Below are 20,592 nucleotides of genomic sequence, written 5' to 3'. Positions count from 1 at the left end.
CACGCTCCCGGCGCCGCACCCACCCGGCCCGCTCGCTACGCTCCCGGCGCCGTAGGCAATTCGGCCCGCTCGCTACGCTCCCGGCGCCGTAGGCAATTCGGCCCGCTCGCTACGCTCCCGGCGCCGTGGGCAATTCGGCCCGCTCGACCGGCGTGATCGGCAATCGCAGCGCCCCGGGCGCATCCGCGGGTACCACGGGCGCAACAGGTACCACCGGTTGCAGTCGCGTGTATCCCACACCCTGTTCCGGCCGGGTGTCGATCTCACCCTTGTTGGGCCAGAACGCCATCGCGCGCTCGGCCTGGGCACAGATCGACAACGACGGATTGACCCCGAGATTGGCCGAGATCGACGCACCGTCGGTGATGTGCAGCGTCGGGTAGTTCCAGACGCGGTGATAGGGGTCGATGACACCGTTGGCCGGATCGTCGGAGATGGCGCACCCACCGAGATAGTGGGCGGTCAGCGGCATGTTGACGATGTCGCCCCACGTGCCGCCGGCCATCCCGCCCGGGAGTTTGTCGGCGATCCGGCGGGTGGCCTCGTTGCCCTTGGGAATCCAGGTCGGATTGGGCTCGCCGATGCCCTGCTTGCTGGTGATGTAGCGCAGGGGTCCGCGTTTGCGGACGAAGGTCGTCAGCGAATTGTTGTTGTTCTGCATCACCAGCGCGATCACGGTGCGCTGACTCCACTTGTGCACCACCAGAATCCGGGCGAGCAGGAACGGATTGCGGGCCACCGCACGCAGGAACTGTCCGAATCGTTGGGCCGGGGTGCCACCGTCGGTGAGCAGCGTCTGCAGATAGGCGATGGCGTTGGAGCCCTTGCCGTACCGGACGGGTTCGATGTGCGTGTTCGGCTCCGGATGGAACGACGAGGTGATCGCGACACCGTGTGAATAGTCGTGCCGGGGATCGTATTTCGCCGCATTGGCGCCGAGGATTGACTCGGAGTTGGTGCGGGTCAGACGCCCCATGGCATCCGAGATCGCGGGCAGGGTGCGCTCCTTGGCGTGGTGGAGCAGACGCTGGGTGTTGAAGGTGCCCGCCGCGACGACCACCTGCGACGCGGTGTAGGTGCGGCTACGTCGGCCCAGCGGCCCCCACGACGACGACCCATGCGTGCTCACCTCCCAGGTACCGTCGGCGCGCCGGGACAGTCCGTCGACGGTCGTGCGGTCGATGATCGTCGCCCCGTGGCGTTCGGCCAGCCCCAGGTAGTTCTTCATCAGGGTGTTCTTGGCGCCGACCCGGCACCCGGTCATACAGGCGCCGCATTCGGTGCACGCGGTGCGCTCGGGTCCGGCCCCGCCGAAGTACGGGTCGGGGACGGTCTGTCCGGGACGACCGGCCAGACCAACCTTCTCTCCGAAGAACACACCGACCGGGGTCGAGGTGAAGGTGTCGCCGACACCCATCTCGTCGGCGACCTCACGCATGATGCGGTCGGATTCGGTGAACGTCGGATTGGTGACCACCCCGAGCATCCGTCGCGCCTGATCGTAGTACGGCGACAGTTCGTCCTCCCAGTCGGTGATGTGATTCCACTGGGGATCGGTGAAGAACGGGGTGGGCGGCTTGTACAGGGTGTTCGCGTAATTGAGCGACCCGCCGCCGACGCCCGCACCGGCCAGAATCATCACGTCCTTGAGGGCGTGGATGCGCTGAATGCCGTACAGGCCGAGCTTGGGTGCCCAGAGCCACTTGTTGAGCCGCCAGCTGGTCTTGGCGAAGTCCTCGTCGTCGAAGCGGCGACCCGCTTCGACGACGCCAACGCGATACCCCTTCTCGACCAGGCGTAACGCGCTGACGCTGCCGCCGAAGCCGGAACCGATGATGAGCACGTCGAAGTCGGGTGAACCATGGTGGGCTGCCATGGCAAATATTCTAACGCCGATTGTCACATTGAGTGATGGGGGTCTCGTTTTCCCCTCAGCGGTGGATGGTCAGCCCGACCTTCTGGAACTCCTTGAGATCGGAGTAGCCCGCTTTGGCCATCGAACGACGAAGTGCGCCAACCAGATTCAACTCCCCGAACGGATCGGCGGACGGGCCGGTGAGAATCTCTTCGAGGGTCGGTCGGCCGTCGGGCGTGGCCACCTGCAACATGGCCCCACGCGGGGTGTCGGGATGCGCGGCCGCCGACGGCCAGTACCAGCCCCGCCCCGGGGCCTGCGCCGCGGCGGCCAGCGGAGTGCCGAGCACCGCCGCGTCGGCTCCGCAGGCGATCGCCTTGGCGAGGTCGCCGGAGGTGTGGATGTCGCCGTCGGCGATGACGTGGACATACCGTCCGCCGGTCTCGTCGAGGTAGTCCCGCCGGGCGGCGGCCGCATCGGCGATCGCGGTGGCCATCGGCACCCCGATACCCAGGACCTCGCCGGTGGTGGTGGCACCCGCGGTGGAGCCGTAACCGACGATGACGCCGGCGGCGCCGGTGCGCATCAGGTGCAGTGCGGTGCGATGATCGTGCACCCCGCCGGCGATGACGGGGATGTCGAGGTCGGCGATGAAGGTCTTGAGGTTGAGCGGATGCTCGGCGCCCTGCACGACGTGCTCGGCGGAGATGATCGTGCCGTGCACCACCAGCAACTCCACACCACCGGCCACCAGGGCCGGGGTCAGCTCGGGTGCGTGCTGGGGGCTGACACGTACCGCGGTGGTCACCCCGGCCTCGCGGATGGTGGCCACGGCCGCACCGAGCAGATCGGGATCCAGCGGTGCCGCATGCAGTTCCTGAAGGCGCCGCACCGCGGCCTGCGGATCGGGGTCGGTGGTTGCCACCTCGACCAGCTCGGCGATCTTGTCCTCGACGTCGCGATGACGCGCCCAGAGCCCTTCACCGTTGATGACACCGAGAGCGCCGAGTCGTCCGAGTTCGATGGCCACCGCAGGCGACACCAGGGCGTCGGTCGGGTGACTCAGAATCGGCGCCTCGAAACGGTAGGCATCGATCTGCCATGCGGTCGAGACGTCCTTGGACGACCGGGTCCGCCGCGACGGAACGATGCTGACGTCGTCGAGTTCGAAGGTCTGCCGCGCCGTCCGGCCCATGCCGAGGTCCACGAGGTCACGCACCGTTGCGCCTTTCTGTCCGGCGCACGGTCATGTTGCAACGCACGCCACGAGGGTCTTCTGGGCCGCCTCACGTGCGGACCGGTGAACTTGCGGGTCGGAGTCGTCGAGGCGAACTCAGCGAGAATAGTAGTTGGGCGCCTCGGCGGTCAGGGTGATGTCGTGCGGATGGGACTCCTTGAGTCCGGCCGCGGTGATCTGCACGAAGCGCGCCTTCTGCAGTTCCGGGATCGTGGTGGCACCGGTGTAGCCCATTGCTGCACGCAGGCCGCCGACGAGCTGGTGGATCACCTGGTTCAGCGGACCCCGGAACGGGACCCGACCCTCGATGCCCTCCGGGACGAGCTTCTCCTCCTTGAGGACGTCGTCCTGGAAGTAGCGGTCCTTGGAGTAGGACTTACCCTGCCCGCGGCCCTGCATGGCACCGAGCGATCCCATGCCGCGGTAGCTCTTGAACTGCTTGCCGTTGACCAGGATCAGATCGCCCGGCGCCTCGGCGGTACCGGCGAGCAACGACCCGAGCATCGCCGTCGACGCGCCGGCGGCCAGCGCCTTGGCGATGTCGCCGGAGTACTGCAGTCCGCCGTCGGCGATCACCGGCACGCCGGCCGCCTGACACACCGTCACCGCCTCGAGGATCGCGGTGATCTGCGGGGCGCCCACCCCGGCGACGACGCGGGTGGTGCAGATCGAGCCGGGCCCGACGCCGACCTTCACCGCGTCGGCGCCGGCGTCGACGAGTGCCTGCGCGGCCTCCCGGGTGGCGACGTTGCCGCCGACCACCTCAACGCGGTCGCCGACCTCGGACTTCACCTTGGACACCATGTCGAGCACCAGCCGGTTGTGGGCGTGGGCGGTGTCGACGATGATCACGTCGACACCCGCGTCGGCGAGTGCCATGGCCCGATCCCACTGCGTGTCACCGGTACCCACGGCGGCGCCGACGAGCAGCCGGCCGTCGGAGTCCTTGGTCGCGAACGGGTGCTGCTCGGTCTTGACGAAGTCCTTGACGGTGATCAGCCCGGTCAGTTTGCCGTTGCCGTCCACGATCGGCAGCTTCTCGACCTTGTTGCGCCGCAACAGACCCAGGGCGGCCTCCGCGGAGACCCCTTCCTGGGCGGTGATCAATGGGGCCTTGGTCATCACCTCGGCGACCGGCCGGTCCTGATCGACCTCGAATCGCATGTCGCGGTTGGTGATGATGCCGACGAGCTCACCCTTCTCGTCGACCACGGGCAGCCCGGAGATGCGATAACGCGCGCACATCGCATCGACCTCGGCGAGGGTGTTGTGCGGTGAGCAGGTGACCGGGTCGGTGACCATGCCGGCCTCGGAGCGCTTGACCGTCTCTACCTGGGCGGCCTGGTCGGCGATCGACAGATTGCGGTGCAATACGCCCATGCCGCCGGCGCGGGCCATCGCGATGGCCATCCGGGATTCGGTGACGGTGTCCATCGCCGAACTCACCAGGGGCACCCGCAGGGAGATGTTCTTGGTCACCCGCGAGGACGTATCGGCCTCGCTGGGGATCACATCCGATGCCGCGGGTAGCAACAGGACGTCGTCGAAGGTGAGGCCGAGCATTGCGACCTTGCCGGGATCGTCTCCACCGGTGCGAACGTGGGTCATCGGTCCATGGTATCGGGCAACCGGAGCCACAACCCAATGCGGCGATTCAGCTCACCCGTGACCCCTGTGGAGCATGCGCGTATCGGCCCGTCGAACTGTGGAACCGATGCGGCGCAGGTCACGCGATATCGGTTACGGTGGAGGTGTGCGTGACCACTTGCCACCAGGACTTCCGCCCGACCCGTTCGCCGATGATCCCAGCGATCCCGCGTCGGCGTTGGACTCGATGGAGCCCGGCATCCCCCTCGACGAGAACGAGCGGGTCGCGGTCGAAGAGGATCTCGCCGATCTGGCCGTCTACGAGGCACTCCTGGCCCATCGCGGGGTCCGTGGCCTCGTCGTCGTGTGCGAAGACTGCCACGAGGACCATTACCACGACTGGGATATGTTGCGCGCCAACCTTTTACAGCTTCTGATCGACGGCACCGTGCGTCCGCACGAGCCCGCCGTCGACCCCCGCCCCGACGACTACGTCACGTGGGACTACTGCCGCGGGTACGCCGACGCGCACAACCACCTCGGCGACGAACGCTGAGCTGATCGCTCAGGCGTTCCGGTCGGGTGGTGTCGGCCGGCCCCCGCAGACGTCAATGAGGCAGACGTCGATCAGGCAGACGGCGATCAGGCAGACGGCGATCAGCCTGCCGGCGTGGTCGTGGTGGTCGTCGCCGTCGTCGGTGGCGGTGAACTGGTCGTCGGCGTGGTCGTCGGTGTGGTGGTCGGCGTCGACGACGGCTCCGAGGGAACGCTCGTCTGATCCGAGGTCTGCGGAGCACTGCTCTCGGTGCCACTGGCACCGGGAGCCGTGGTACCCGGACGCTGCGACGTGGGCGCAGCGGGTGTGCCCGACTCGTCGGACTGCAGCCGGGTGATCCACTGATTCATCTGATCCCGGGTTTGCGAGTCGCGTACCGGGCCCATCTTGGTCTGCGCCCGCGCGATGAGCTGCTGCGCCTGGGTGACATCACCGGAGGCGAGTGCCGCCTCGGCCTGCTCGAGATCCGAACGCACGTCGTAGGCGGCCTGCGTCTCCGACGCGGCCTGTGCGAACACGACCTTCTTGACACCCCACAGCGAGTCGCCCGGCTGGGCGCCCTCGCTCACCACGGTCAGACCGGCTGCGGCGACCACCGCGATCGCCGCCGCACCGGCGACGACGCGCAGCGAGCGCACCACCCTGCCACCGCGACGTGCACCGGAGCGCGCCGCCATCGCGCGCTCGACCTCGGCGACACCGGGGATCGGCGGTGCGGGCTCGGAGAGAACCTCGTGGCGCCAACCCGACAGCAATGCGGCCAACTGATACTCGGTGTCGTCACGGGTGGGCGTGGGCACGTCATGGGAGAGCGCGTCGATGAATGCGTCATCGAAGTGCACCTGCCGCAGGTCGATGTCGGCTCGTCGATCGTTGTCGTCGGGTGCACCGGAATGGCCGTGGCCACGTGGTGCATGTGGCCCGACACCGGAACCCGGAACGCCCCCCGACGGCTGCGGGCCCGGCATGGGTCGACGCCGGTCATGCTCGTCGTTCATTGCGTCGTCCACCTGCCTTCCTCAGCTCGTCTTTCAGTTTTGCCAGCGCTCGATGCTGGGCGACGCGCACCGCTCCCGGTGTGCTGCCGACCGCGTCGGCGGTCTCCTCCGCGGACATCCCGACCACCAGTCGCAACACGAGGATCTCGCGCTGCTTGTCGGGTAACACCGACAGCAGTTGTCGCATCCGTCGGCTGGCATCGGAGTCCAATGCCATCTCCTCGGGCCCGCCGAGGACCGTGGTGACATCGGGAACCGCCTCCACCGGATCGGCCTTGACCCGACCGGCAACCCGCATCGCGTCGGCGACCTTGTGGGACGCGATGCCGTAGACGAAGGCCATGAACGGTTTGCCCTGATCCTCATATCGGGGCAGCGCGGTCATCACCGCCATCAACGCCTCCTGCGCAATGTCATCCGCGGAGAACAAGTGGCGCTCTCCGACTCCGATTCGCCCTCGGCAGTAGCGCAGGATGGGTTCATGCACACTCTCGAGAACTGACGTGAGAGCCACGCGATCGCCCTGCCTCGCGGCGCGGACGGCGGCGTCCAGCTCATCACCCGTCAGTTTCATCGTCAGTCGAGATCCCCGTGTTACATAGTGTGTGGCGGACCTCACCTGGTCCGTTGCGGTGCAATGACGGCCTGAACAGCGGTGCCGCCCTGCGCGGGGACTGCCATGCGGGCGCGGCGAACCCCAAATACCTTAGCGATCGTTCGCCGACGTCACGAACGGCATGCCGCGCTCCATCAGCAATCGATGCAGATCGATGACGGAGGCGCCGGTCGAAGGCGCTGGACCGCCGGGTCCCGAATCCGGGGCGTCGCCGAGTCCTTGTAACAGCGATGACGCTGCCCAGCACAGGGGAAGCAGGCCCGCCTCGGCCGCCTGATCACGCACCGTCGAGGCGTCCTGTCGTGCGTGCTCGGTCTGCCCGGCGCCGGCGCGCGCAGCCGCGAGGACCAGCCCGGTCTTGATCCGATGGCGCTCGCTTCCATGGTCTGCGCGGTCGGCGAGCTGTGCCTGCGCTCGCTCGGCGACCTCGACCGCGTGCTTCGCGTCGCCGGTGTAGAGAGCCCACTCCGCACGCACCCAGAGCAATCGAAGCCGGCACCGGGCGTCGGGCAGCCATGGACCCTCGCCCAGATCCTGCGGCCGTCCGAGGACCACATCGGCCCGTTCGAGGAGTCGATGCGACACACCGAACCGCAGCAACCCCAGATTGTCGGCGGCGAGATTGACGAGAGTGTCGGCCAGGGCGGCGCGAGTCCACCTCGAGTCAGCGTGCCGTGGCGACGACCCGGCGGCATCGACGTATGCCAGCGCGCGCGAGTCCAGGGCACGCGCGTCGCGGTGACGACCCGACTGCCGGTACAGCGACGCCGCGGTGCTCGTGGCGAGTGCCGCCATCGGACCGTCGCCGGCACGCCGGGCGTCGGCCACCAACTCCGCCAGCGCGGTCAACGCGGCCGCCCCGTACCCGAGCCCACCGGTCTCGACTGCCGTACACCACCGCCGCACGCGCTCATCACCAGCGAAAACGTGTCCGGCGTCACCGTCCGGCGTCCCAGTTAGCATGAATTTAACTCGGCGACACAATTGTTAAAAATCTCGGTGGCATCAACGGTCGATGACGTGACGGTTTCCGTCAGGTTAATCGAATATCTTGGCCGCTCGTACCGCACCATTTCTCCACGCCCTCCCATTTCCTTCCGGATACGCCAATACGCACTGCTCACACCGCATCTCCGCAGGCCACGGACGCCCCCGCAACACCGGTCGGCACGGCTGTGCTAGCGCCGGGACTCTAGCTAACACTGCGTTAACAATGGCGGAATCTTTTCGATCATTTCCCGCTGATTGACGGTATTGACGTTGTTTCTCAGGCCCGCTTACTGTTCTCTTGCGTCGCCGGAAACGACCACGACAACGACCGTCATGAACTCCAGACCGGCGCCACCGTCGGATCACGTCGCGACTCGACGCCCACAAGGTCCACGCGAGTCCACGCCCTTGCAGAAGGAGATGCTGCCATGCCTGCACCGAACCACCTTCCCGGCCCCAACGCCGACGTCTGGGATTGGCAGATGCACGGCCTGTGCCGTGGTGTCGAATCGTCGATGTTCTTTCATCCCGACGGCGAACGCGGCCGGGCCCGGGCACAGCGTGAACGGCGCGCCAAGGAGATGTGCCATCAGTGCCCGGTGATCGCCCAATGCCGCGAGCACGCACTCGCGGTGGCCGAACCGTACGGCATCTGGGGCGGGCTGTCGGAATCCGAACGCAGCATGCTGATGAAGCGCGGTGTCGGACGCCGTATCGCGAGCTGAACGCGCACCAACCACCGCCGGGGCGCAACGACCTCCCCGACACCCCTCTCACCACATGACGATGCCGGGGTGGTCACCCTTGTGGTGACCACCCCGGCATCGTCGTGAAGAAACCGTCGTGAAGAAGACCGACCGTCAGTGCGCGTGCCCGTGTCCGTGACCGGCCTCGGCGGCCTGCTCGGGCTTGTCGGTGACCGCGGTCTCGGTGGTGAGAACCATCCGGGCCACCGACGCGGCATTGACGACCGCCGAGCGGGTGACCTTGACCGGGTCGATGATGCCCTCGGCAATGAGATCGCCGTAGGTGAGGGTGGCGGCGTTGTAGCCCTCCCCCGCACCGGACTCGGCGACGCGATTCACCACGACCGCTCCGTCGACACCGGCGTTGGTGGCGATCCAGAACAGCGGCGCCTTGACGGCCTCGCGAACAACCCGCACGCCGAGCGCCTCGTCGCCGGGCAGCGAGTCGGCGAGAGCGTCGAGCACCTTGGCGGCCTGCACGATGGCCGAACCGCCACCGGCGATGATGCCCTCCTCGACGGCGGCCTTGGCCGCGGCCACCGCATCCTCGACGCGGTGCTTGCGCTCCTTGAGCGCGGTTTCGGTGGCCGCCCCGACCCGGATCACCGCGATGCCACCGGACAGCTTCGCGAGCCGCTCGGCGAGCTTCTCACGATCCCAGTCGGAATCACTGTTCTCGATCTCGCGACGCAACTGGGCGGCGCGATCGGCGATCGCGTCCGCGGTCCCGGCACCCTCGACGATCGTCGTGGTGTCCTTGGTGACCACCACGCGCCGCGCCGACCCCAGCAGGTCCAGCTCGGCGGTCGCCAGGCTCAGCCCGATGTCGGAGGAGATGACGGTCCCGCCGGTGACCACGGCGAGATCCTCGAGGAACGCCTTGCGACGGTCGCCGAAGAACGGGGCCTTCACCGCGACGGCCTTGATCGTCTTGCGGATCGAGTTGACCACGAGCGTCGACAGCGGCTCGCCCTCGACGTCCTCGGCGATGATCAACACCGACTTGCCGGCGTTGACGATCTTCTCCAGCAGCGGCAGGAAATCCGGCAGCGAGCTGATCTTGTCGCGGTACAACAACACCAGCGCGTCCTCGAGAACGGCTTCCTGTGCGTCGGCATCGGTCACGAAGTACGGCGACAGATAGCCCTTGTCGAACTGGACACCCTCGGTGACATCGAGTTCGGTGCTCAGGCCCGAACCCTCCTCCACGGTGACGACACCGTCGACGCCGACAGTCTCCATCGCCTTACCGACCATCTCGCCGATCTCGGCGTCCCGCGAGGACACGGTCGCCACCTGCGAGATCGCCTTCTGCCCCTCGACCGGCGTCGCCGTCCGCAACAGTTCGGCGCTCAGGGCGTCGGCAGCCTTGCCGATGCCTGCGCCGAGCGCCATCGGACCCGCACCGGCAGCGACATTGCGCAGACCGGCCGAGACGATCGCCTGCGCGAGAACCGTCGCCGTGGTGGTGCCATCCCCGGCCACGTCGTTGGTCTTGGTGGCAACCGACTTGACCAGCTGCGCACCCAGATTCTCGAAGGGATCTTCGAGATCGACGTCACGCGCGATCGTGACACCGTCGTTGGTGACGCTCGGCCCGCCGAAAGCCTTGGCGAGCACCACGTGGCGGCCACGGGGCCCCAGCGTGACCTTCACCGTGTCGGCGAGTTGATTGATGCCGCGTTCGAGCGCGCGGCGCGCCTTTTCATCGAATTCGATCTGCTTGGACATGAGTTTCTGTACTTTCTGCGATCGCTCCGCGAGTCGCGGGTGTTCGCGCCTCAAGTCGCCGCACTTCGTCGTCGCCGGCTTGTCGCTACGCTCCTCGCCGGCTCCTCCTGCATCGCGGCGCGGCGCGAACACATGGGGGAGCGGCAAACGCACGAGAGATAGGGAGTGATGCGCGAACAGGTGGTGGGGGTCGGGAATGGAGCGTTCCGTGTGACCGATGCGGTCAGGCAACTCCGCCCCGGTGACCCAAGGGGCACCGGGGCGGAGAGAGGTTCACGAATTCTCGTGTCGCTCCAACGCGTTGCGCTCTTACTTGCCGATGACCGCGAGCACGTCGCGCGCCGACAGGATCAGGTACTCCTCGCCGGCGTACTTGATCTCGGTGCCGCCGTACTTGCTGTAGATGACGGTGTCGCCTTCCTTGACGTCGACCGGGACACGGTTGCCCTGCTCGGTCACCCGTCCCTCACCGACTGCGATGACGGTGCCTTCCTGCGGCTTCTCCTTGGCGGTGTCCGGGATGACCAGACCCGACGCGGTGGTCGTCTCGGCCTCGACGGCCTGCACCAGGATCTTGTCCTCAAGCGGCTTGATGTTCACGCTCGCCACGATGTCAGTCCTCAACTTTCTCGTTCGAGAAGTGGATGTACTTGTTGCAGTTGACCTGCATTGGGGGGCTCTGCCACAAACCTCGTCGTCGCGGGTGCCGAGGTTCACAACACAGTGCCTATTGGCACTCTATACATGCGAGTGCCAGCACTCAAGGGCGGCGGGTGCAAAATTCTCAGCAGTGGGCACACGGCTGCGGAACGGACACCTCCGCCACCGCTGCGGCCGGCGATGCGGCAGGCTCGTCCCTCGGCTCGCCCGACCGCCCTCCACCCGCGGCGGCGTCGCGTCGACCGAACCAACTCACCGCCACCGCGCCGACCAGACCGATCACCGACAGCGCGCTGACCAGCCAGATCGCCGTGGTCATCCCGCCGAGCAACTCGCCGGGTCGATTGTGCTCCCCCGAGCTGGAGAGCACGGCGGTCACGACGGCGAGCATCACCGCCCCGCCGATCTGCACGCTGGTGTTGACCAATCCGGACGCGAGCCCCTGCTCGTCGTCGTCGACGCCCGCGGTGCCCTGAGAGGTCACCGACGGGAACGTGAGCGCGAAACCGATGCCGAGCAGGATGATGGTCGGCAACAGGAAATCCGCGTAGGCCATGCCGGGCTGGGCTCGTGCGAACCAGAGGTATCCGCCGAGAAAGGCCGCAAATCCCAGCACCATCAGCAACGGGGTGGGCACGCGGTCGAGTACCCGGTCCATCCGGGTCGCGCTGGCCGCGACGATCAACCCGGCCGGCAAGAAGCCGAGGGCCATGGCCAGCGGGGTCCAGCCGAGCGAATCCTGCAGGTAGAGGGTGACGACGAACTGGAAGGCGACATACCCGCCGAACATCAGCGCACCGGAGATGTTGGCGTGTACCAGCAGGTACGACCGCAGGATGCCCAGTCGCACGAGCGGGTGTCGGTGCCGGATCTCGATGACCAGGAAAGCGACGGCCAGCACGGCCGAGGCGACGAAGGTGCCGATGGTGGCCGTCGACGCCCACCCGATCTCGGGAGCCCGGACCACCGCGAACACGAGCAGCAGCAGCGCACCCGTGCTCGTCGCCGCACCGAGGACGTCGAACTGCGCCCAGCGGAACGCGACCCGCTCACCGCGCGGGATGACCCGCAGCCCGGCGAAGAACAATCCGATCGCCACCGGTCCCGGGAACATCAGGGTGGCCCTCCAGGACCACTCGGTGAGCAGTCCACCGAAGACCAGACCGAGCGAGAAGCCGCTGGCCCCGCAGACGGTGTAGATGCTCAGTGCGCGGTTGCGCGCAGGCCCCTCGGCGAAGGTGGTCGTGATGATCGACAACCCGGCCGGCACGGTGAACGCCGCCGCCACCCCCTTGATGAATCGCAGGGCCACGATCAGCATGTCGATGTCGACGACGGCGCTGGCCACCGACGCGACCGCGAAGACGCCGAGCGCGACGAGGAAGACCCGCCGCCGGCCGAGGAGATCGCTCACCCGGCCGCCGAGCATGAGCAGACCGCCGTAGCCCAGGACATATCCGCTGACAATCCATTGGAGCTCGCTCTGCCCCATGCCGAGATCGGAGCCGATCGAGGGAAGTGCGACCCCGACCATCGACACGTCGAGCCCGTCGAGGAACAAGGCGCCGGCCAGCACCACGAGCAGAATCCAGGTTCGCGCCGGCCAACCCGATCCGGTCGTGACATGACCGGCCGCCACATGGTCGGCCGGGTCGAGCGGTGACGCGTCGTGCGGCGCGCGCGGCGCCCCCGTGTGTCCCGGCACGGCCGGGGAAACCACCTTGCGATCTGTGAATGCCATGCCGATCACTATATGCATACGCATCTAATGCGTCTACATTATTTGATCTCACATTGTTTTCTCACGCATAAGATGCGGTGGCAGTGATATGCTGCGGCCATGACCACGGCGGCAGAAGGAGACGCGACGAGCGGAGCCGGCGCCGCCAGCGACGACCGTGCCGAGGAACTCGCCGCCGCATGGCACGATCTCTCGGTCCGCTTCCACCGCATCCAGTGCACCCTCGACCGCGAACTACAGACGCTGCACCAACTGTCCTCCAGTGAATTCGAGGTCCTCGAACTTCTTTGGGCCGCAGCGGATCACAGCCTTCGGATGAGCGATCTGGCCGGGCGGGTGCATCTGACGCAGAGCGCACTGTCGCGCGTGGTCGCCCGACTCGACAAGGACGGACTCGTCGAGCGCACGATGTGCGCCACGGACCGACGGTCGGTGTTCGCTGCTCTCACCGACGAGGGAGCGCGACGGTACACCGATGCCCGGCCGACCCAACGTCGAATCCTCGCCGAGCAGTGCGTGACGTGCCCCGAGGTGTCCGGCGGCGGGTTCACCACCACCTGACGCAGCGCTCCGCCGTCACAACTGCGAGACCTGCACGCTCATCCCCGGATCGGTCGCCACCGTCAGCGGTGAGGGCTGCGCACCGCCGGCGATGACGTGGGCGCCGAGCGTCGCGATCATCACCCCGTTGTCGGTGCACCGGCGCTGAGTGGGTACCCGCAGCGTGATACCCGCTGCAGCACAACGTTCTTGCGCCAGAGATCGAATACGCGAGTTGGCCGTCGCCCCGCCTCCGAGCACGAGAGTGTCGACGCCGAGGTCATCGCACGCACGTACGGCCTTGAGCGTCAACACGTCGGCGACCGCCTCCTGAAAGGACGCCGCGACGTCGGCGATCGGTACCTCGACGCCGTCTCGTCGACACTTCTCCACGTAGCGGGCCACCGCCGTCTTGACCCCGCTGAACGAGAAGTCATACCGGGCGTCGCGGGGCCCGGTCATTCCCCGGGGGAACGCGATCGCCTCCCGATCCCCAAGCGCTGCAGCCTTGTCCAGAGCCGGTCCACCAGGGAAACCGAGGTCGAGCAGGCGGGCGACCTTGTCGAACGCCTCACCGGCCGCATCGTCGACGGTGGTACCGAGCTCGACGATCGGCTCGGCGAGATCGGTGACGTGCAGCAGGTGCGTGTGCCCGCCGGAGACCAGCAGGGCCACGCATTCGGGCATCGGTCCGTGCTCCAGCGTGTCGACCGCGACATGTCCGCCGAGATGATTCATCGCATACAGCGGGACATCCCAGGCCAGCGCATAGGATTTCGCTGCCGCCACTCCCACCAACAGGGCCCCGGCCAGACCCGGGCCGATGGTGACCGCGATGGCATCGGGACGATCGATCCCGGCCGCCGCGCGAGCCCGCCGCATGGTGGGCACGATCGCCTCGAGGTGTGCGCGGGAGGCGATCTCGGGGACCACTCCCCCGAATCGGGCATGCTCGTCGACACTGGAGGCCACCTCGTCGGCAAGCAGGACCGCCCGACCGGGCTCGTCGGTGCCCGGCTCCCAGCGCACGATCCCGACTCCCGTTTCGTCGCAGGAGCTCTCGATACCCATCACGATCATGTGTGCTGCCCGCCCTTGCCTGCCGAATCCAGTGTCTCGTCGACGCCGACCCGACCGGAGGCCGACGGACGGATCATCGTGTAGGCGTCGGCACCCGAGGGCTGGTAGTAGCCGCGCCGCACGCCCGACGTCACGAAACCGTTGCGCTCGTAGAGCGCGATCGCGGTGACGTTGTCGACGCGCACCTCGAGGAAGACCGGTGCGTCGACGGAGTCGGCGACCTCGAGCAGCGCATCGAGTAACGCCCTGCCGTAACCGCGTCCGCGATGGGTCGGCGCGACGGCGATCGTGTGGATCTCGCAGTCGAAGCTGCCCTCGGATCCGAGGGTGGAGATACCCGCGTAGCCGGCGACGGCACCACCGAGCTCGTCCCGGGCCGCGAAGTAGCGGTTATACGGCGCGTTCAGCTCTGCCCGGAAAGCCGTTGCCGGCCACGGTGAATCGCCGGCGAACATCTCCTTCTCCAGGGCGGCACAACGGGGGATGTCGCGGTAGTCGAGAGCATCGATGATCGGCGCACCGGTGGTCACGACGCGCCGACCTTCTTGGGTTGCTGGTCCTTTCGTTCCACCGCATCGGGTCGGCGCAGATAGAGCGGAAGGAGCGGCGGTGGACTCTGCCCACCGGTCACCGCGATCGCGGCCGCACCGAGCAATCCGGCGACCGAGGGTACGGTGATCGCCGGATCGTCACCACCCCAACCACTCTGGCGCAGGTGGGCCGCCGACCCGCCGACCGCGTCGACACCCGAGTCGGAGAGGATCTCGGCGACGACACCGGGAGCGCTCACCTCGGGTCCACGCGTGCGGGTGTGCCCGCCGTCGCGGTAGAGCGCCCAGTACACCTCACGGCGGCGCGCGTCGGTGAGCGCGAGCACCGTGGCGCCCGGCGCGCTCACGCGCCCCACATCGTGCGCGATGGCATCGAGCGAACAGACGCCGAACACCGGAATGTCCAGGGCGTCACCGAATCCGGCGCCGGTTGCCATGCCCACCCGCAAGCCGGTGAACGGCCCGGGCCCGGTTCCGACGACCACCGCGTCGATGCCATCGCGGCCGACGCCCGATTCCTCGAGTACCTCGGCGATGAGCGAGGTCAGGATCTCCGCGTGGCGACGCCCGTCGGCCACCGCGCGGACGGCGACCACATGGCACTCGGGAGCCCCGGCCGTCGTCGTGATGCGGCCGATCCCGGTGACGACGGTATCGGTGGCGGTGTCGATCACGAGCACGGTCCGAGTGCGCCCGGTTGGAGTGCTCTCACCCGCCACGGTGCCGGGGGCCGTCTGCGCCGACGTTGACTGCGCCGACGGTGTCGATTCCGGTGTGCTCATCGGTGATTCACCCATTCCCAACTCGCGTGGCGCACGTCGGTGTCGGGGTCGCGGACCAGACGTACCAGCAGATGTCGCTCGGCCAGACGTTCGGCCACCCCCTCGCCCCACTCGACCACCACGACGGCGTCGGCGAGGTCGGTGTCGAGGTCGAGTGCGTCGAGTTCCTCGAGCCCCCCGAGCCGATAGGCGTCGACGTGAATCATCCCGGGCCGACCGGCCGAGGTCGGCCGGTGTTCGCGCGCGATGATGAACGTCGGTGAGGAGACCGGACCGGCGACGTGCAGCCCTCGCCCGATGCCGCGGGCGAGGGCGGTTTTGCCCGCACCCAGTGGTCCGTCCAGGATCACCAGGTCACCGGCCGAAAGTCCTTGCGCGAGTTCCTCTCCGAACATCTCGGTGTCGGCGACGCCCGGGAGATCGCGGGTCTGCGGTCCGCTCATGCGCGCAGCCTCCGCTGCCACCAGCGACGCCGCGGAGCCGGGCGGGCCGGACGCGCACGGTCGACGAGATCGGCGATCGCGTCGGTGACGCGGTCGGGCGCCTCCATCTGCACCATGTGCCCGGCGCCGTCGACCACCTCCATCCGCGAGTCGGTGCCGAGTTCACCGTAGAGCTGCAGCGAATTGGGCAACGGCGTCATCCGGTCCTCGTCGCCGCATACGACCACCGAGGGCACCTGGGCGATCACCGGAACACCCATCCACTCGTCATGACGCTCCAGCGCGTTGAGGAAGTTGACCACGGTCACGATGGGCGTGTTCTGAATCATCTTCTCCACCGCCCGCCCGGCAGCCGGGCTGTGGAAATCCGGGCCGAAGCTGGCGGCGACGAGCACCGGCTCGAGGAGTAGCCGGGTCAGGTCGCGGCCCGCCTCGATGACCCGCGGGGTGTTGCGGGCGGCGACCGCGAACCCGTCGAGCAGTGGATTGCGCAGTCCCCGACCGAGTCCGGCCTCGGTCAGACCGCTGGCGGCGGTCGCCACGAGCGCCACTCCCGCGATCCGGCCGTCGGCGGCGAAGAGCTGCGGATACCGCCGCGCCAGCGCCATCAGTGTCATCCCGCCCATCGAATGCCCGACCAGGACCACCCGCCCCTCGGGAGCCGTGGCATCGAGGATCGCGACGGCGTCATCGGCGAGTTGCTGCATCGTGCACGTGTCCGCGGGGGCCTCGCCACTGCGACCGTGACCGCGATTGTCGTAGAACACCATGCGAATTCGGCGATCGGCCCACAGCTGTGCCAGGGCATAGCGCTGAAAGTGCCAGCTCGCCAGCCGCAGGCTGAACCCGTGCACGAAGATCACGGTCAGCTCCGGCGTCTCGTCCGGCTCGAGGCCACCGAGGTCGACGGTGCGTACCGCCAGCTGCACGCCGTCGGCCGCGGTCACCGTCGACGCCCGATCCTGGTACATCGTGGTGAAATCGATCCCCTGATAGGGATCCTGGCCCCGTCGGATTCGACGCCGGGTGGCGCTGCGTGCCGCTCCCGCGGCGGCCAGCCCGCCGAGGGTCGCCACCCCGGCGAGTCCGGCTGCCAGGCCGACACGCTCGGTGGAGTTCACCACGTCGCCTCCTGCCGCCGGGATGAGACGTACTCGCGGCGCGCTCGCCCGCCGATCCGTGCGAGGATCTCGTAGTCGATGGTGCCGATCGTCTCGGCCCACTCCGCCGCGGTGGGTCCGCCGCCGACGCCGGTACCGAACAACTCGGCGATGTCACCCTCGCGCACGCCGCCACCGTCGGGGCCGAGGTCGATCACGAACTGATCCATGCACACCCGGCCCACCTGACCGAAGACACGATCGCCGATTCGGACCCGCAACCGTCCCGACGCGAGTCGTGGTACGCCATCGGCGTATCCGGCCGGGATCACCGCGATCGTGGTGTCGCGCTCGGTGGTCCAGGTGTGACTGTAGGAAACCCCTTGTCCGGCCGGGATTCTCTTCACCAACGCCACCTCGGCACGCAGGCTCATCGCCGGGATCAACCCGAATTCACGTCCCAGGATCGGTACCCCGCCGTAGAGGGCGATTCCGGGCCGCACGAGATCGCGCGCAAGGTCCGGGCGGGTCAGTGCCGCAGGAGAATTCGCGATGTGCATGACCTCCGGCGGCGCGCCGAGACGGATCAGGTCGGCGCGCGCCTCGTCGAGGCGCTCGGCCTGCAGCGAGTTCAACGGGTGCTCGGGTTCGTCGCCGCGGGCGAGGTGGCACATCAGCGCTCGTACCCGGACGGCGTCCTCGGCGACGGCCTTCGCGAGATCGTCGGCGAAATCCGCCCATTCCTCCGGCGCCACCCCGCTGCGCCCGAGGCCGGTGTCGAGTTTGACGGTGACCGTGGCCGCGGTACCCCGATCTCGGGCCGCCTCGAGGACGGCCGCGAGCTGACGACCCGACGAGAGTGCGACGTCGAGGTCGGCGTCGATGGCGGCGGAGAAGTCCGCGCTGTTGGTGTGCAGCCAGCACGTGATGTGTTCGGTGATCCCAGCGGCCCGAAGCGCGAGTCCCTCGCCGATCACCGCCACGCCCAGTTCGGCAGCTCCGGCGTCCAGGGCCGCACGTGCCACCGGCACCGCACCGTGCCCGTACCCGTCGGCCTTGACCACGGCGATCACGCCCGTACCCGCTGCCTCGCGCACCACACCCACGTTGTGGGCGATGGCGTCGAGGTCGACGACGGCGGCCAGGGCCGAGCCGTGATGCCCGGAGCCGGGCGGCGGTGAGGTGATCATCGCCGCCCATTGTCCCAGATTTGTGAGGGCCGCCGTGGTCCGGTGTGCCGGCGTTGCCCCCACCGGGCTCGCACATAGCGCACCTTGCGTCGGAGCGCACGCCTCGTGTCCACAGGCGGCGATCTGTCCACACCTGAGGAATTCGCTCATGCCATCGGCCCATCCGGGCACTTGACTGGGGAAAACCCCGTCGCCGAAAGGCCCTTGCGCATGCACGCTCCCCGATTCCACACCCCGCACCCGCCCATGGCACCCGCCACGTCGGCGGCCGGGATCCCAGCCGGTCACAGTCCCCGCCAACCGGCCACGAAAGTGTTGTTACGCGGCGCATGGATCGCCTGTGGCGCGGCCGGGGTCTGCTACCTCGTCGGTGGCGTCCTGTTCATGATCGGCGGCTTGGGCGGCCTCGACGCCGAGATCTCCGGCTCCGGCGGTCGGTGGTGGCGGCCGGTCCTGGTGCTGGCGGCCGTCCACGGGGTGCAAGCGGTCCTCGGCGCGTGGACATCGGTGGTGCTGGTGATCACGGCGTTCATCTCGCGACCCGCGCGACACCCGGCGAAGCCGGATCGAACGGCCCTCCACCACCCGACCGGACCGCTACCCGCGACGAGCGAATTCGTCGGCGCGGCGATCGCGAGTGGTGTGGTCACGATGCCCGTGCTGATACCGGGAGTGTGGTGGCTGCCGTTGTTCTTGTGACCCCCAAGCCCGTCGACCGGTGCCCTTTGGGTCACGAGCCTTGGGGTCACGAGCCGGCGAGCAACTCTCGGATCGCCGGCCGGAGTGCGCCGAGGAGAGCCGACGCGCCGATGGGGGCGCCGCGCGCCGCCAGCGCGGCGGCGCGCGCGTGGACCCGGGCGGCGGCGGCACCGGCCCAGATCGGCGGGAGCCCGGCCGCGAGCAGTGCTCCGGCGATCCCCGAGAGCACGTCTCCCGCGCCGGCGGTGGCCGCCCACGACGATCCGGCATCGTTCCCATGAACGACGCCGTCGGATTCGGCGACGAGAGTGATACGTCCCTTGAGGAGTACGGTCACCCCCCACCGCCGGGCCAGCGACGAGACCGCGCCGAGCCGGTCCGGGCCGACCGGTTCGCCGGTGAGACGGGCGAATTCGCCGGCGTGCGGGGTGAGCAGTGTCGGCGCGTCACGGCCGACGACGAGATCGTGGTGGTCGGCGACGAGGGTGAGCGCGTCGGCGTCGACGAGCACGGGCAGATCGGTGCCCAGCACGGTGCGCAGCACCTCGAGTGCGGCGGCGTCGGTGCCCGCTCCGGGCCCGATCACCCACGCCTGTACCCGGCCCGCATCGGAGAGATCCGGCACCGCAACCACTTCCGGGAAATGTTCGACGACTTCGGCGTGCGCGGAACCGACGTAGCGGGTCATGCCCGACGTGGCGGTGACGGCGGCGCCCGAGGCGAGGATGGCCGCGCCGGGATAGCGGTGCGAGCCGGCGATCACGCCGACGACCCCTTGGGTGTACTTGTCGTCGTGGGCGCCCGGAATCGGCCATGCCTCGGCGATCTCGGTGTCCGACAACGAGCACAGGAAGGGACCGCCCTGCCGGCCGATGGTTCCCGACAGCCCGATGTCCACCACGTGGATGCGCCCGCACTGCGGTCCGGCGAGCAGGTGCGCGTGACGCAGCACGCCGAAGGTGACGGTGACATCGGCGCGCACCGCCGGGTGATGGACCTCGCCGGTGTCGGCGTCCACGCCGGAGGGCAGGTCGACCGCGACGACGGTCACACTCGGGTCGAGCGCCGCGAACACCTCGGCGGCGTTGTCGCGCAACGGACCTCGCCCACCGATGCCCACCACACCGTCGATGACGGCGTCGAGATCGGCGGGCAGTGCCGCGACGACACGCCCACCGCGATGTCGCAGCGCGGCCAATCCGGCCGGGTGCGCCTTGTCGGGGGCAAGGAGTACGGCGGTCACGTCGACACCACGGCGAGCGAGCTCCGCCCCGGCGAACAGGGCGTCGCCACCGTTGTCACCGGCACCCACCACGAGCCCCACCCGGCGTCCGTAACATCCGCCCGTAGAAGCGAATTCGCCGATGACAACCTGCGCGACGCCGTGCGAGGCGCGGCGCATCAGGGTGCCGTCGGTCAGTAGGTGCCCGGTGGCGCGCTCGGCGGCCCGGACCTCCTCGGCGGTGAAGTGACTGACCGGCATGGGCGCG

Annotated in this window: 20 protein-coding genes; 4 read left to right on the top strand and 16 right to left on the bottom strand. The window is 68.5% G+C overall.

The features are described from left to right. Positions 1-109: 109 nt before the first annotated feature. The 3 genes from AC5ZH6_RS08670 to guaB all read right to left on the bottom strand — a co-directional run bounded on the left by AC5ZH6_RS08670 (position 110) and on the right by guaB (position 4,700). Entirely contained in the window at positions 110-1,876 is a 1,767-nt protein-coding gene (locus tag AC5ZH6_RS08670) for a GMC family oxidoreductase (protein WP_006367561.1), read from the bottom strand. Positions 1,877-1,931: 55 nt separating this feature from the next. Beyond that, positions 1,932-3,074, bottom strand: a complete 1,143-nt coding sequence (locus tag AC5ZH6_RS08665) for a GuaB3 family IMP dehydrogenase-related protein (protein WP_006367562.1) — start codon at positions 3,072-3,074, stop codon at positions 1,932-1,934. Between the two features lie 114 nt (positions 3,075-3,188). Continuing rightward, positions 3,189-4,700, bottom strand: coding sequence for an IMP dehydrogenase (gene guaB, locus AC5ZH6_RS08660; RefSeq protein ID WP_006367563.1), 1,512 nt, complete (start codon positions 4,698-4,700; stop codon positions 3,189-3,191). Positions 4,701-4,845: 145 nt separating this feature from the next. On the opposite strand from guaB, the gene AC5ZH6_RS08655 reads away from it, so the two are divergent. After that, complete coding sequence (locus AC5ZH6_RS08655) at positions 4,846-5,235, top strand: DUF5319 domain-containing protein (protein WP_014359487.1); 390 nt, start codon at positions 4,846-4,848, stop codon at positions 5,233-5,235. Between the two features lie 101 nt (positions 5,236-5,336). On the opposite strand, the gene AC5ZH6_RS08650 is transcribed toward AC5ZH6_RS08655, so the two are convergent. The 3 genes from AC5ZH6_RS08650 to AC5ZH6_RS08640 form a co-directional block, all read right to left on the bottom strand. Continuing rightward, positions 5,337-6,203, bottom strand: coding sequence for an anti-sigma-D factor RsdA (locus AC5ZH6_RS08650; protein WP_014359486.1), 867 nt, complete (start codon positions 6,201-6,203; stop codon positions 5,337-5,339). Between the two features lie 13 nt (positions 6,204-6,216). Further along, on the bottom strand, positions 6,217-6,807 hold the full coding sequence (locus AC5ZH6_RS08645) for a sigma-70 family RNA polymerase sigma factor (protein WP_014359485.1): 591 nt from the start codon (positions 6,805-6,807) through the stop codon (positions 6,217-6,219). A gap of 132 nt (positions 6,808-6,939) precedes the next feature. Then, positions 6,940-7,812 (bottom strand): hypothetical protein, encoded by an 873-nt coding sequence (locus tag AC5ZH6_RS08640; protein WP_210739049.1) that lies wholly within the window; start codon positions 7,810-7,812, stop codon positions 6,940-6,942. A 455-nt stretch (positions 7,813-8,267) separates the two neighbouring features. Here AC5ZH6_RS08640 and AC5ZH6_RS08635 point away from each other — a divergent pair, with 455 nt between their 5' ends. Further along, the gene (locus AC5ZH6_RS08635; RefSeq protein ID WP_006367568.1) at positions 8,268-8,564 is read left to right on the top strand and encodes a WhiB family transcriptional regulator; all 297 of its coding nucleotides are present in this window, start codon (positions 8,268-8,270) and stop codon (positions 8,562-8,564) included. Positions 8,565-8,699: 135 nt separating this feature from the next. Here AC5ZH6_RS08635 and groL read toward each other — a convergent pair whose 3' ends face one another. The 3 genes from groL to AC5ZH6_RS08620 all read right to left on the bottom strand — a co-directional run bounded on the left by groL (position 8,700) and on the right by AC5ZH6_RS08620 (position 12,726). Then, a complete protein-coding gene (gene groL / locus AC5ZH6_RS08630; RefSeq protein WP_014359484.1) occupies positions 8,700-10,316 on the bottom strand; it encodes a chaperonin GroEL in 1,617 nt (538 codons plus the stop codon). A gap of 309 nt (positions 10,317-10,625) precedes the next feature. After that, positions 10,626-10,925, bottom strand: coding sequence for a co-chaperone GroES (groES, locus tag AC5ZH6_RS08625; RefSeq protein ID WP_006334733.1), 300 nt, complete (start codon positions 10,923-10,925; stop codon positions 10,626-10,628). 175 nt (positions 10,926-11,100) lie between these two features. Further along, the gene (locus AC5ZH6_RS08620; RefSeq protein WP_020171749.1) at positions 11,101-12,726 is read right to left on the bottom strand and encodes an MFS transporter; all 1,626 of its coding nucleotides are present in this window, start codon (positions 12,724-12,726) and stop codon (positions 11,101-11,103) included. A gap of 90 nt (positions 12,727-12,816) precedes the next feature. On the opposite strand from AC5ZH6_RS08620, the gene AC5ZH6_RS08615 reads away from it, so the two are divergent. Next, complete coding sequence (locus AC5ZH6_RS08615; RefSeq protein ID WP_006367571.1) at positions 12,817-13,278, top strand: MarR family winged helix-turn-helix transcriptional regulator; 462 nt, start codon at positions 12,817-12,819, stop codon at positions 13,276-13,278. 15 nt (positions 13,279-13,293) lie between these two features. Here AC5ZH6_RS08615 and tsaD read toward each other — a convergent pair whose 3' ends face one another. The 6 genes from tsaD to alr are packed head-to-tail and all read right to left on the bottom strand — an operon-like array spanning position 13,294 to position 18,403. After that, entirely contained in the window at positions 13,294-14,337 is a 1,044-nt protein-coding gene (gene tsaD, locus AC5ZH6_RS08610) for a tRNA (adenosine(37)-N6)-threonylcarbamoyltransferase complex transferase subunit TsaD (protein ID WP_006367572.1), read from the bottom strand. Then, entirely contained in the window at positions 14,334-14,867 is a 534-nt protein-coding gene (gene rimI, locus AC5ZH6_RS08605; protein ID WP_006367573.1) for a ribosomal protein S18-alanine N-acetyltransferase, read from the bottom strand. The genes tsaD and rimI overlap by 4 nt, the downstream gene beginning before the upstream one ends. Then, on the bottom strand, positions 14,864-15,670 hold the full coding sequence (gene tsaB, locus AC5ZH6_RS08600) for a tRNA (adenosine(37)-N6)-threonylcarbamoyltransferase complex dimerization subunit type 1 TsaB (protein ID WP_006367574.1): 807 nt from the start codon (positions 15,668-15,670) through the stop codon (positions 14,864-14,866). Before tsaB ends, rimI begins: the two co-directional genes overlap by 4 nt. Beyond that, positions 15,667-16,113, bottom strand: coding sequence for a tRNA (adenosine(37)-N6)-threonylcarbamoyltransferase complex ATPase subunit type 1 TsaE (tsaE, locus tag AC5ZH6_RS08595; RefSeq protein ID WP_006367575.1), 447 nt, complete (start codon positions 16,111-16,113; stop codon positions 15,667-15,669). Before tsaE ends, tsaB begins: the two co-directional genes overlap by 4 nt. Beyond that, positions 16,110-17,237 carry an alpha/beta fold hydrolase gene (locus tag AC5ZH6_RS08590; protein ID WP_006367576.1) on the bottom strand — a complete coding sequence of 376 codons (1,128 nt, stop codon included), beginning with the start codon at positions 17,235-17,237 and terminating at the stop codon, positions 16,110-16,112. The genes tsaE and AC5ZH6_RS08590 overlap by 4 nt, the downstream gene beginning before the upstream one ends. Next, entirely contained in the window at positions 17,231-18,403 is a 1,173-nt protein-coding gene (alr, locus tag AC5ZH6_RS08585) for an alanine racemase (RefSeq protein ID WP_006367577.1), read from the bottom strand. Before alr ends, AC5ZH6_RS08590 begins: the two co-directional genes overlap by 7 nt. 210 nt (positions 18,404-18,613) lie before the next feature. On the opposite strand from alr, the gene AC5ZH6_RS08580 reads away from it, so the two are divergent. Beyond that, positions 18,614-19,102: a hypothetical protein gene (locus tag AC5ZH6_RS08580; protein ID WP_006367578.1), complete on the top strand. Its 489-nt coding sequence runs from the start codon at positions 18,614-18,616 to the stop codon at positions 19,100-19,102. A 46-nt stretch (positions 19,103-19,148) separates the two neighbouring features. Here the strand turns inward: AC5ZH6_RS08580 and AC5ZH6_RS08575 are convergent, their stop codons facing one another. Next, entirely contained in the window at positions 19,149-20,585 is a 1,437-nt protein-coding gene (locus AC5ZH6_RS08575) for an NAD(P)H-hydrate dehydratase (RefSeq protein ID WP_168436252.1), read from the bottom strand. Between the last annotated feature and the right edge of the window lie 7 nt (positions 20,586-20,592).

Source organism: Gordonia sp. YC-XJ4 (assembly GCF_059511865.1).
This window is presented reverse-complemented; position numbering and strand designations above follow the sequence as displayed.